The organism is Microvirga massiliensis (assembly GCF_001006805.1).
GTDB lineage: Bacteria > Pseudomonadota > Alphaproteobacteria > Rhizobiales > Beijerinckiaceae > Microvirga > Microvirga massiliensis.
Genome location: NZ_LN811353.1, coordinates 163,069 through 175,508 on the forward strand (window position 1 = coordinate 163,069; position 12,440 = coordinate 175,508).

11 protein-coding genes are annotated in these 12,440 nt (G+C 64.0%); 7 read left to right on the forward strand and 4 right to left on the reverse strand.

Annotated elements, in window-relative coordinates; all coding sequences use genetic code 11:
• Positions 1-4: 4 nt before the first annotated feature.
• Positions 5-1,417: a sodium:proton antiporter gene (locus BN1233_RS13350; RefSeq protein WP_046864082.1), complete on the reverse strand. Its 1,413-nt coding sequence runs from the start codon at positions 1,415-1,417 to the stop codon at positions 5-7.
• 219 nt (positions 1,418-1,636) lie between these two features.
• Between BN1233_RS13350 and BN1233_RS13355 the strand changes: the two genes are divergently transcribed.
• Entirely contained in the window at positions 1,637-2,428 is a 792-nt protein-coding gene (locus BN1233_RS13355; RefSeq protein WP_046864083.1) for a class II glutamine amidotransferase, read from the forward strand.
• Positions 2,429-2,450: 22 nt separating this feature from the next.
• On the opposite strand, the gene polA is transcribed toward BN1233_RS13355, so the two are convergent.
• Entirely contained in the window at positions 2,451-5,471 is a 3,021-nt protein-coding gene (gene polA, locus BN1233_RS13360; protein WP_046864084.1) for a DNA polymerase I, read from the reverse strand.
• Positions 5,472-5,783: 312 nt separating this feature from the next.
• Here polA and BN1233_RS13365 point away from each other — a divergent pair, with 312 nt between their 5' ends.
• On the forward strand, positions 5,784-6,536 hold the full coding sequence (locus BN1233_RS13365; protein WP_046864085.1) for an SDR family NAD(P)-dependent oxidoreductase: 753 nt from the start codon (positions 5,784-5,786) through the stop codon (positions 6,534-6,536).
• 137 nt (positions 6,537-6,673) lie between these two features.
• Here BN1233_RS13365 and BN1233_RS13370 read toward each other — a convergent pair whose 3' ends face one another.
• Positions 6,674-7,996 carry an AmpG family muropeptide MFS transporter gene (locus BN1233_RS13370; RefSeq protein WP_046864086.1) on the reverse strand — a complete coding sequence of 441 codons (1,323 nt, stop codon included), beginning with the start codon at positions 7,994-7,996 and terminating at the stop codon, positions 6,674-6,676.
• A gap of 261 nt (positions 7,997-8,257) precedes the next feature.
• Between BN1233_RS13370 and BN1233_RS13375 the strand changes: the two genes are divergently transcribed.
• From BN1233_RS13375 to BN1233_RS42865, 3 genes are all read left to right on the forward strand, one after another.
• The gene (locus BN1233_RS13375) at positions 8,258-8,695 is read left to right on the forward strand and encodes a response regulator (RefSeq protein WP_046864087.1); all 438 of its coding nucleotides are present in this window, start codon (positions 8,258-8,260) and stop codon (positions 8,693-8,695) included.
• A 437-nt stretch (positions 8,696-9,132) separates the two neighbouring features.
• Entirely contained in the window at positions 9,133-10,146 is a 1,014-nt protein-coding gene (locus BN1233_RS13380) for a CgeB family protein (protein ID WP_046864088.1), read from the forward strand.
• 136 nt (positions 10,147-10,282) lie between these two features.
• Positions 10,283-10,699, forward strand: a complete 417-nt coding sequence (locus BN1233_RS42865) for an Hpt domain-containing protein (protein WP_048709127.1) — start codon at positions 10,283-10,285, stop codon at positions 10,697-10,699.
• 152 nt (positions 10,700-10,851) lie between these two features.
• Here BN1233_RS42865 and BN1233_RS13390 read toward each other — a convergent pair whose 3' ends face one another.
• Positions 10,852-11,154: a hypothetical protein gene (locus BN1233_RS13390; RefSeq protein WP_074078298.1), complete on the reverse strand. Its 303-nt coding sequence runs from the start codon at positions 11,152-11,154 to the stop codon at positions 10,852-10,854.
• Between the two features lie 223 nt (positions 11,155-11,377).
• Here BN1233_RS13390 and BN1233_RS13395 point away from each other — a divergent pair, with 223 nt between their 5' ends.
• Positions 11,378-11,692, forward strand: a complete 315-nt coding sequence (locus BN1233_RS13395; protein ID WP_046864090.1) for a co-chaperone GroES — start codon at positions 11,378-11,380, stop codon at positions 11,690-11,692.
• Positions 11,693-11,735: 43 nt separating this feature from the next.
• The coding region (gene groEL / locus BN1233_RS13400; RefSeq protein WP_046864091.1) for a chaperonin GroEL at positions 11,736-12,440 on the forward strand (705 nt) is incomplete at its 3' end.

Below are 12,440 nucleotides of genomic sequence, written 5' to 3' on the forward strand. Positions count from 1 at the left end.
CACCTCACCGGAAGAACAGCAATGTCGCCAGCAAGAAGCACGGAATGAGCACGATCCCGGACCACAGCATATAGCCGAAGAAGCTCGGCATGTTCACCCCGCCCTGCCGTGCGATTGCGTAGACCATGAAGTTCGGAGCGTTACCGATATAGGTGTTTGCGCCCATGAACACGGCGCCTGCCGATATGGCTGTCAGGGTGAGCGCGCCTTGCGTCATCAGCGTCGCGGGATCGCCGCCAGCAAGCTCGAAGAACACCAGGTACGTCGGGGCATTATCGAGGAACGAGGAGAGGCCGCCGGTCAGCCAGAAATAGGCAGTGTTGTTGGCGCTGCCGTCAGGGTTCGTGACGAGGGCCACGAGCGGCGCGAAGACACCCTCGGATCCGGCACGGAGCATCGCGAGAACAGGGATGATCGTGATGAAGATTCCGGCGAACAGTTTCGCGACCTCCTCGATCGGCCCCCAGCTGAAGCCGTTCTCGTGCCGGTCGGATTTCGGCGTCAGGGCCAGCGAGGCGAAGGTGACCCCGACCATGATGAGATCGCGCAGCAAGTTCGCCACCGCGACTTCCGTCCCCATCACCGTGAACTGACCGAAATCGAAAGTAGCGCTCATCAGGATCGCCGCGATGATCACGGCGATCAGCCCGAAATTGATGCCGCCGCGCACCCGCACGGGCTGATCCGGCGTCGGGTCGGGACGCACCCGGCCTTCCTTGCGATACAGATAGGTGTCGAGCAGGAAGAAGATCGCCAGGACGATGCCGCCGACGAAGAGCGTCTCCGGCAGGAGATGCGTGGTCGTCCAGAAGAAGTCGACGCCGCGCAGGAAGCCCAGGAACAGAGGTGGGTCGCCGAGCGGTGTGAGCGAGCCTCCGATGTTCGACACCAGGAAAATGAAGAACACGACGACATGCATGTTGTGGCGCCGGTCGTCGTTCGCCCGGAGGATCGGGCGGATCATCACCATGGAGGCGCCGGTCGTCCCGATGAAGCTCGCGAGCACGGCCCCGATCAGGAGCAGCAGGGAATTGACCCCCGGTGCTCCGTGAATGTTGCCGCGGACGACGATTCCGCCTGCGACCGTGAAGAGCGCCAGCAACAGGAGGATGAAGGGGATGTATTCGAGGAGCGCCGTATGGACGAGCGCCTGGATTGCCCCGAGCGGGCCGAAGCCGATCGCCAAGGGCACCATGACGAGCGCGGCCCACAGCGCGGCGATCTTGCCCTGATGGTGCTCCCAGACATGCCCGGCCAGGAGCGGGAACAGAGCGATGGACAGGAGGATGCCCGCGAAGGGTATGACCCAGAGCAGACCGAGAACCCGGCCATCGAGTTCCGCGGCGGCCGCCGCTTGCGGCAACGCGGCCAGAAGTGCGGCCAGAACAAGAACACGGGCAGGCGCACGACAGGCCATCAGCTTACCCCTCACGGCAGCGCCGGTCGGGGCCGGCGGTCATCTCGTTCCGGTCTGACTAGTGAAAACGGCTTTCCCAGGCAACGCTTCGATCATGGAACGCGCTGCTTTTCGGGCAGGCCTTAAACGATCCGTTAACTATGTGTTCACCGTCACAGAAGGATGCTGTCGGGCCGCCTATCCTGATCGCCACCCAACCCGTTCGACTACCCGAGCGCCATGTGCCGCTTCCTCGCCTATCGGGGTGACCCGATCTTCCTGTCGGATCTCGTCTGTGCCCCGCGGCACTCGCTCGTCCATCAATCTCTGCACGCGGAGCAGGCCAAGACGGGGACGAATGGCGACGGCTTCGGAATCGGTTGGTACGGCGAGCGCAGCGAGCCCGGGATCTATCGCGAGGTTCGCCCCGCCTGGTCCGACGAGAACCTGCGCTCCCTCTGTGCCCAGGTGCGCTCGCGCCTGTTCTTCGCCCATGTCCGGGCTTCGACCGGCACGTCGACCACGCGGGCGAACTGCCATCCGTTCACGGACGGGCGGCACCTCTTCATGCATAACGGCCAGATCGGCGGCTATGGGCGCATCAAGCGGCGCATCGAGGGACTGATCCCGGACGAACTCTACGAGATGCGCCTCGGCACGACGGATTCGGAAGCGATCTTCCTGGCCGCGCTCGCGCTTGGACTCCCCGACGATCCCGTCAAGGCGATGGCCCGTGTCCTGCGGCAAACCCGGAGCCTCATGTCGGATGCTGGGATCGACGAGCCGCTGCGCTTCACGGCTGCCGTGACAGATGGCGAAAGCCTCTGGGCCTTCCGCTGGGCCTGCGACGGGTCTCCGCCGACCCTGTATTTCTGCGAGGCGGAAGGATCTCTCGTCGTCGTCTCGGAGCCGATCGATGACCGCGCCGCCGGGTGGCGGGAGGTCCCGAAAGGCTGCACGCTCGTAGCGCGGTCTGGTCAGGCTGCTCGGGTGGAGTGCCTGAACGAGGCGATGGCGCGCCTCGCTGCGTGAAGCCTGGATCCGACCGGCAGGCTCAGTGGGCCTCGTCCCAGTTCTGCGCTGCGCGTGCCTCCACGGCGAGCGGGACCTTGAGCTGAACTGCGGGGAACGGCGCCTCTTCCATCACACTCGTGACGACCGGCAGAGTGGCCTCGACCTCCTCGTCGGGAACCTCGAAGACCAACTCGTCATGGACCTGCAGGAGCATGCGCGCGGAGAGGCGCGCCTCCCTGATCGAGTCCTCCATGCGTACCATCGCCCGCCGGATGATGTCCGCAGCGCTGCCCTGGATTGGTGCATTGATCGCCTGCCGCTCGACGGCCGCGCGCTCCGATGGGTTCGAGGACTTGATTTGTGGGTAGTGGCAGACCCGTCCGAACAGGGTCGTGACATAGCCCCGTTCGCGGCAGGTGCGCTTCGTCTCCTCGATATAGGCCCGGATTCCCGGAAAGCGCTCGAAATACTGCTTGATGAAGCTCGCCGCCTCGGCGTTCGGAATCCCGAGGCGCTGCGCCAGGCCGAAGGCGGAGATGCCGTAGATGATCCCGAAATTGATCGTCTTCGCTTGACGCCGCAGGTCCGGCGTCATCGCCGTGAGGGGAACGCCGAACATGGCGGAGGCGGTCGCCGCGTGAATGTCGATGCCCTGCTCGAAGGCATCCCGGAGCTGCGGGATGTCGGCGATATGGGCCAGTATTCGCAACTCGATCTGGCTGTAGTCGGCCGAGATGATCTTCGAGCCTTCCGGCGCCACGAAGGCGGTCCGGATCTTGCGCCCGACTTCGGTGCGGATCGGGATGTTCTGGAGGTTCGGCTCCGACGAGGACAGGCGCCCGGTCGTCGTAGCCGCCAGGGAGAAGCAGGTATGGACCCGCTTCGTCTCCGGGTTCATGTGTTCCTGCAGCGTGTCCGTGTAGGTTGATTTCAGCTTCGCGAGTTGGCGCCAGTCGAGGATCTTGCGGGGCAGCTCGTGCCCGGCCTCGGCGAGTTCCTCGAGCAGGGTCGCGGGGGTTGCCCACTGGCCGGAGGGCGTCTTCTTGGCTCCGGGGAGGCCCATTTTCCCGAAGAGGATATCGCCGATCTGCTTCGGCGAGCCGAGAGCGAACGGTTCGCCGGCCATCTCGTGAATCTCGGCTTCCAGGCGGGCGAGGCTCTGCGCGAAATCACCGGACAGCCGGCTCAGAATTTGCCGGTCGACCATGATGCCGCGCATTTCCATCCGGGCCACGACGTCGACCATCGGACGTTCGAGAGTCTCGTAGACGGTCTTTCGCCGTTCGGCGACGAGTCGCGGCTCCAGGACCTGCCAGAGCCGCAGGGTCACGTCGGCATCTTCCGCCGCATAGGCCGTCGCCCGGTCGAGAGGCACCCGGTCGAAGGTCACGCGGTTGCGGCCCGTCCCCGCCACATCCGTGAAGGTGATCGGTGCGTGGCCGAGATGCCGTCGTGACAGCTCGTCCATCCCGTGAGAGCCCTTCCCGGCATCGAGGACGTAGGACATCAGCATGGTGTCGTCGTAGGAGCGGATCTCGACTCCGTGCCGCTTCAGGACGACCCAGTCGTATTTCAGGTTCTGTCCGATCTTGAGAACGGACGGGTCCTCGAGCAGCGGACGCACCGCCGCGAGCGCCGTCTCGACTGAGAGCTGGCCGGGCAGGAGTCCGGTGCCGAACAGATCGGACTCGCCCCGATGGGCGAGGGGCACATAGCAGGCCCGGCCCGGCGAAAGGGCGAGCGAGAACCCGACCAGTTCCGCCCGGTTGGCGTCGAGGGAATCGGTTTCGGTGTCGACCGCAACGTAGCCCTGCTCCCGCGCTTCGGCGACCCAGGCTTCGAGGCGGGCGACATCCAGGATCGTCTCGTAGGCGGCATGGTCGAAGGCCAGCGAGGAGGCCTCCGTGGCGCGCTTCGTGGCAAGCTCCACCGGGGTTCCGAGCCCGTCCTCCTGCCCATCGGGTCGGGCTCTTGCCTCCGGCCGTGCATCATCCGATGCCGAGGCCGCTCCATCGGCCGGCATCTTCTCGGCCGCAATCGAGTCCCGCATCCACATGATCGCGTCGCCGCCCGGGAGGAGGCGCGGATCCGGCTGAATCGCAGCCGGGTCGACGTCATAAATCTCGGCCACACGCCGTGTCAGCGTGTTGAACTCCATGGCCTTCAGGAAGGCCACGAGCGTGCGTGGGTCAGGCTCCGGGAGACGCAGGTCGTCGAGGGACACGGGGAGCGGCGCCTCGCAATCGAGCGTGACGAGCTTTCGCGAGAGCCGCGCCATCTCGGCATGCTCGATCAGCGTCTCGCGCCGTTTCGGCTGCTTGATCTCGGCTGCGCGGCTCAGAAGCGTTTCGAGGTCGCCGTATTCCTTGATGAGCTGTGCGGCGGTCTTGAGCCCGATCCCGGGCACGCCCGGCACGTTGTCCGAGGTGTCTCCCATCAGGGCGAGCACGTCACCGATCTGCTCTGGAGGAATACCCTCCCAGCGCTCCGTGACGGCCGCCTCGTCGAGGTTGCGCTCGGGCCGGTAGCCAGGCTTGCCCTTGGTGCCGGATTCGAAATCGTAGAAGCGCACTAGCGGACCGACGAGCTGCATCAGGTCCTTGTCCGACGAGATGATGAGGACGTCCGCGCCCCGTGCTTTTGCTTCCTGTGTGTAGGTCGCGATCAGATCGTCGGCCTCGTAGCGCTCCTGCTCGATGGGCTCGAGGCCAAAAGCCCGCACGGCCTCACGCATCAGCGGCATCTGCACCTTGAGGTCGTCGGGCGCGTCGGGCCGATGCCCCTTGTATTCGGCATAGAGTTCCCTGCGGTGCGTATCCTCGGACTTGTCGAGCACGATCGCGAGATGCGTGGGCTTGAGTCCGGCCGCTCCGTCGCGCACGAATTGCAGGAGCTTGCTGCAGAACAGCCGCACGGCACCGGTCGGCATCCGGTCGGAGCTGCGCGTGTTGTATTTCTGGTCCTGGTTCATCGCCTGGAAGTAGGCCCGGAAGATGAACGACGATCCGTCGACGAGAAATACGTGGTCTCCGGGACCTGCAGGACGGGGCGAGGCTGGCATGGGCTGGGTATCGGGCTCGTCATCGGAGAGAGCGAGAGATAGAGGCCTTTGCGCGGAAAGGCTATGGCGCATCCGGGTCGAAGGGTGGACGGTGCGGCCTCCCTTGCGCTGGACCCGCTCGGTTATGCTCGCACGACCGGGTAACCGTGCTGCCGGTGCGAGGGAGAAGATGCTGGCCGGATCGGTGCGGATCGGCGATGCTTGCCAAGGAGATTCTCGGGATCGTCATCCCGTGCAGGAGTTCGCCCGAAGCGTCCAGGATCACGGATAGGCCCGATCTCGCCGAACGCCACGTCAACAACGGAGCAGCCTATGACGCAAACGACCTATGGCTCCCTCGAGGACAAGACGGTTCTCGTCACCGGCGGCGCAAGCGGCATCGGCGAGGCCATCGTCGAAGCCTTCGCGGGGCAGGGCTGCCGTGTCGGGCTCATCGATCTCGACGGGCAGGCGGGCGCCGCCCTCCAGCAGAGACTCGGGGCGAAAGTTGCCTTCCAGCCCGCCGACGTGCGTGACACCGAGGGCCTGAGATCCGCCATCGGCCGCATTCGTGAAGCCCTCGGACCGATCGCAATCCTCGTCAACAATGCTGCGCGGGACGATCGGCATCGGATCGAGGACGTCACGCCCGAATATTGGCGCGAGCGTTTCGCCACGAATCTCGATCACCAGTTCTTTGCCACCCAGGCGGTGCTCCCCGACATGGAGCGTGCCGGCGGAGGCGCCGTCATTAATATGGGATCGACCAGCTACCTTGTGAGCGATGATCCGTTCGTGGCCTACAAGACCGCGAAATCGGCGATCATCGGACTGACGCGTGCGCTCGCGCGCGAACTCGGCGAGCGTAATATCCGCGTCAACGCTATCGTGCCGGGCTGGATCATGACGAAACGTCAGATCGAACTCTGGCTGACGCCGGAAGGAGAAGCGGAACTCATGCGCCGGCAATGTCTGAAGCGGAAGCTCGTGCCCGAAGACATCGCCCGCGTCGCCCTTTTCCTGGCCTCCGACGACGCTGCGGCGATCACTGCGCAGTCGTATCTCGTGGATGGCGGGTGGGTGTAAGTCGAGCCCCCCGTCATTGCGAACGGAGTGAAGCAATCCAGCGGCGCATCGGTCGACGGGTAGATTGCTTCGCCTGCGGCTCACAATGGCAGGAAGGCAACGCGACAGCGGCAAAGCGCAGGAACAGCGCGGGTTTCTCACCGTCCTGCGGTGCTGGCCAGAGGCTGGATGTCCTCTTCGGCTTCTGCCGACTGCGCGATGTCTCTGCGGATCACGAAGCACAGGGCCACGAGCGGCAGTCCGATCGCGGCGGTTCCGAGGAACAGGGCCGGATAGCCATAGGTGTCGACGACGACACCGGACACTCCGCCGATCAGCTTGCCGGGAAGAGCATAGAGGGAACTGAGCAGCGCATATTGCGTCGCGGCCAGCCCAGGCGCCGTCAGTGCGGACATATAGGCGATCAGCGCAGACCCTGCGAAGCCCGAAGCGAAATTGTCGATGCTGATCGTGAAGACGAGCAGCGTGATGTCTGCGCCGGCCCGTGCGAGGATCGCGAACATGATGTTCGATCCTGCGGCAACGGCGGCTCCCGTGACGAGCGTCGGCCAGAGCCCGAGCGTGCCAAGCGCAATCCCGCCTGCGAATGCTCCGGCGATTCCGATCCACACCCCGTAGAGCTTCGAGACGTTGGCGATATCGGTCTTCGAGAAACCGAGATCGATGTAGAGCGGATTTGCCATGACGCCGGCGACGAAGTCCGGGAGTCGGAAAAGCGCAACGAGCGCGAGAATGGCGACCAGCATGGTGCCCTTGCGTCGGATGAGATCCGCAAAAGGCTCAATCACGGCGCTTGCGACGGTAAAGCGCTCACGCTTCGTGATGATGTCAATGCGCGGCGCCAGGAGCGTGCCGATCACTCCGACGAGCATCAGGGCCGCCATGGCTTCATAGGCGCGCGTCCAGCTCACGAACTCGGCGATGTAGAGGGCGCCGGCACCCGAACAGATCAGCGCGAGCCGGTAGCCCAGCTGATAGGCTGCTGACATCAGGCCCTGACGCTCCGTCGGGGCTGCGTCGATGCGCCAGCCATCGATCACGATATCCTGCGTCGCCGAGGCAAAGGCCACGAGGAGGGCACCGGCCACCGTCAAGCCGAGCCCCGATTGCGGATTGCTCGCGGCGACTCCGAGGAGGCCGATTGCGACAACCGCCTGCGCGAGCAGCATCCAGCTCCGTCGCCGGCCCAGCAGACGCGCAAGAACCGGAACATCGACGCGGTCGATGACGGGGGCCCAGACGAATTTCAGCGAATAGGCAAGCGCGACCCAGCTCAGAAGGCCGATCTCCGTCCGTGATATCCCGGCCTCACGGAGCCACGCCGAGAGCGTGCTGAAGACGAGCAGGAACGGCAGACCCGATGCAAATCCGAGCGGGAGCATCAGCGCGAGCCGGCCATCAGTCAGAACGGCCGAGGGCGTCAGGCGCCGGCGGGGGGGCTGTGTCTTGGAAGCGATCATGCCTGCAGGATCCTCTCCTCGCACGGGAGCGACGCGAAGACCATCGCCCTGGGCCGCGGAATGCTGTCGCGCCTCGCTCGCGCGCGTGGCCGTAGCTCCGCAAGAGCACGCAATATGGTTAAGCGGGCCCTAATCACTTTGGACGTCACGCGTCCGGCCGCTCAGGATTGCGTCGAGGGATAGCTTCTATACGGATCGTCTAAGGAAGTGTTGACACTTTTCTTACAGAGTGGCGCGCGTTGAACCGATCCCGGCGGTGGAATGTCAGCCGATAAGAACACAATGATCCTCGTCGTCGACGACGAGTGGCTCATGATCGAGATCATCACGTCGCTGCTCAAGCGTAGCGGTTTCGAGATTGTCGACTTTGCAAGTGAAGGGACCAGCGCTCTCGCTCTCATGCGCGAGAAGACCTACGATCTCGTGATCTCCGACCTCAATATGGATGGAATGAGCGGGCTCAAGTTCGTGCGTGCGGTTCGGCAGGATCCGCAATTGTGTGCGACGCCGTTTATTCTGACGACGGCGAGCCCGGTGATCGAGAATGCGCTGGCGGCCAAACAGGCCGGCGTGGATTTCTTCCTCCTGAAGCCGTTCACGGCCGAGGTTCTGAAGCAGAAGGTGCATGCAGCCCTGGGTCGGAGCGCCGTTCTGCCATCGCCCGCCGGATCTCCGACACCCTCGCAATCGGCCGCGTGACATCGACTGGATCCCGATAGTGTCCCGGCGTTCGCTCGGGTAACCGCCTGAGCGGCGTTTGCCGTTGCGGTAATCGGAACCGGGAACATCGCCGCTTGCCATGCATTGGGGCAAAGCCGTTTCAGGTGTCGCGTCGACACGCCTTCACGGAAGGCATCCTCCCGACGCGGTGGTGCCGCATAGCTGCCTCTATTGCTTCTTACGTAACGGAATAGTCGACGTTCAGGGGGTCCACGACCGTTCGGCGCTCACTGCCGAGGTGTCGTCGCATAACGGATTCGGGTCACAACGTTCGGAGGTTGCGGGATGTCGGACGGGTTCTCCTGCCACGTGATGAAATCACGTACGCTGCGGAGCGTGAGTGATGCTGCTCGCCGTTTCATATCGGAACGGCCGCGTTGCGGCGAGACGTGATCAGAGCGACTGGCATTCCTTCCATGCATCTTGTTGCGCTCTCGAATGAACGGCTCGACCCGTGGGTGAACTGGACCACCCTGGGTCCTCCTCTGCTGTGTCCGCTCGCCGCGAAGAGCGGTGGCGCGATCGTCGCTCCGCCGCCTCTGCGCTGGGAGACGCGCCACGAATGGCGGCAGAGCATCCGGTCAACGCGAGAGGCCGATACACTCTTCTGGATGCAGGGGAGCGCCCGTCCGGAGTGGCCTCTCATGGCGCTCTCCGCTTCGCGGGGGGTTGCCCGACGCGCGGCCTTCGTGGTCGATGCATGGCGTCCGGCACTCTCGAAGATCGGGGTGCTCGCTGTGGCTCAGCGTCTCGATCCGTGCTTCGTTGCATTCCGCGAAGGCTGCGAGGAATTGCGTCGTCGCTTTCCGGGCGGGCGCTTCGAATGGTTGCCATTCGGCATCGACACCGATGTTTTCAGGCCCGGTCCCGGCGAACGCGATATCTTCGCTTTCTGGATGGGGCGGCGCCACGAGCCGTTGCACCAGGCATTGCTGGCTTATTGCCGCGAGCGTGGCCTCGTCTATCGTTATGCGCGCTATGCGGGCGAATTTTCGACCGAGGAACTCGGGGCCATGGCCCGGCGGTGCCGCTATTTCGTCGTTACACCGCCCGATCTCGACAATCCGGAGCGGACCGGCGGCTTTAGCCCCCTCGTCATGCGCTATCTTGAGGGGCTTGCCAGCGGTGCGAGACTTCTCGGCGTTCTTCCGAAGAGCGGCGAATACGAGCACATCCTGCCACGCGAGGCGATCCTGGAAATCCGTGCGGACGGCTCGAATCTCGCAAAGCGCCTGGATGAAGATGCCGAGAATTCTGCGGGGTGGAATGCCGTTGCGGCAGCATGCGATCTGGTGCAGCGGGAGCATTCCTGGTCCCGTCGCGCCGAGCAGATCCGTGATCGCCTCCTGACCGATGATCCCGTGCAGATTGCTGCGTTCCGGCAACGGGGCGAGCATTGGGCCGACGGTACGATCCTGCAACGCGCCTGAGCCCGGCGGCAGAATCCGTTAACTCCAGCGACCACCAGTGGGGTTCCCGCGCGATTCGCGCAGGTGTATCTTTTCCGGATTCAGGCTTTCACAAGAAGTCCGGCGGATGCTATGGCCGGGACACACAGAAACCATCATGAATCTTCATCGACATTTCTTCGGATTCTCGCGCGCTGCCGAGTCTCCTGCATCGGCCCTGGCCGAAGATCGGCTGGGTTCTGCAGAGCCTGTTCTCGACGAGGCGACCCTGGATTCGGTTCGAGATCTCCTGGGGGTGGAGCGGGCCGCCGATCTCCTGCGCAGCCTGCATCGCCAGTTGCAGGCGGAACTCACCGATTTCGAGGCGACGGCCGATACTCTGGCTCGCCTCCGGAAGGAGGCCCACAAGCTGACGTCCGCTGCAGGAATGCTCGGGTTCTCGACGTTGTCCACCGCCTGTCGCGAACTCGAACTGGCTATCGATTCAGGCTCGGATGCCGCCTGTGCTTTCGCACGCGCCAGAGAGGCGAAGGCATCCGCGACGATGCGGATCGAGGCACTGATCGCTGCCTGATCTTCAGGAGACCCGGTCGGGTCTACTCGGCATCAGCCGGGATTCGCTCGGGCTGCGCGTGACGTATCGATTTCATGAGGTGAAGACCCGGCGTGCTCCCCGCCGGATCGGGGCCGAGGCCGCCAGCCACGATCGCTCGAAACCTTGCCGCGTCAGACGGGGCGTGCGGCCGGCAGGGAGAGCTTAATCCGCTTCAACTCGGCCGGGTCTCGCGGGTCGATTCGAAGAATCAGATGGCCGCTCGGTGAGCGTCGCGTCGAAAAGGCGAGCTGAGCATAGCCGCCCCCCTCTACGGGCAGATAGAACCGGGCTTCCGCTTCGTCTTCGAGAAAGGCCCTCAGGCCGATCTGCAGACTTTCTTCATATCCCCGGATAGCTCGCCGGATCGCCGGGTGAAGGACAAGGGTCATGCGTCTGCGGGCGCAGGATTCTTCGATGTCGTCGATCGTCAACAAGGTCGAGCCTCGGGTTCATGGGTCTGGCGGGAGCGCCATCTGGAAGATCAACGCCGATTTTCGCGATCGGGTCCCTTCGGGAGGCGACCACGAAATCCGGGGTTGCCGCTAGGGAAGGATGCGATTATCTGATGTTTTTGGCACTTGCCGGCGTCGAGTGCCAAATGGCGGATGCCGGCTTTGCGCGAACCATTCCGTCCACCATGCAGATGTGGAGGCCAGCATGAAGTTTCGTCCCTTGCACGACCGCTTGCTTGTCCGTCGGATCGAGCCCGAAGAAAAAACCAGGGGCGGGATCATCATTCCCGATACTGCCCAGGAGAAACCCCAGCAGGGCGAGGTTATCGCCGTGGGACCAGGGGCCCGTGACGAGACCGGCAAGATTCAGCCGCTCGACGTCAAGCCTGGAGACCGGGTGCTGTTCGGCAAGTGGTCAGGCACCGAAGTCCGCGTCGATGGCGAGGATCTCCTGATCATGAAGGAGTCCGACATCATGGGAATCCTCGAACAGGATGCCGCCGTGAGAAGCGCGGCGTGATCGTATCGGCTTTTCTGATTTTTCAATGTTGGAGGTGAATCCAATGGCAGCCAAGGAAGTCAAGTTTTCGGCTAACGCCCGCGAGAAGATGCTGCGCGGCGTGGACATTCTCGCCGATGCCGTGAAGGTCACGCTCGGGCCGAAGGGCCGCAACGTGGTGATCGAGAAGAGCTTCGGGGCGCCCCGTGTCACCAAGGACGGCGTGACGGTCGCGAAAGAGATCGAGCTCGCCGACAAGTTCGAGAACATGGGCGCCCAGATGGTCCGCGAGGTCGCGAGCAAGACGAGTGACATCGCGGGTGACGGCACCACCACCGCGACGGTGCTCGCCCAGGCGATCGTGCGCGAGGGCGCCAAGGCGGTCGCGGCCGGCATGAACCCCATGGACCTCAAGCGCGGCATCGATCTCGCGGTCGCCGAGGTCATCAAGGATATCGAGTCTCGGGCGAAGAAGATTCAATCGTCCGAGGAAATCGCCCAGATCGGCACGATCTCGGCGAACGGTGACAAGGCCATTGGCGAGATGATCGCGCAGGCCATGCAGAAGGTCGGCAACGAGGGCGTGATCACGGTCGAGGAGGCCAAGACCGCCGAGACCGAGCTCGACGTGGTCGAGGGCATGCAGTTCGACCGCGGCTATCTCTCGCCCTACTTCATCACTAATGCCGAGAAGATGGTGGCCGAGCTCGAGGATCCCTACATCCTGATCCACGAGAAGAAGCTCTCGTCCCTGCAGGCGATGCTGCCG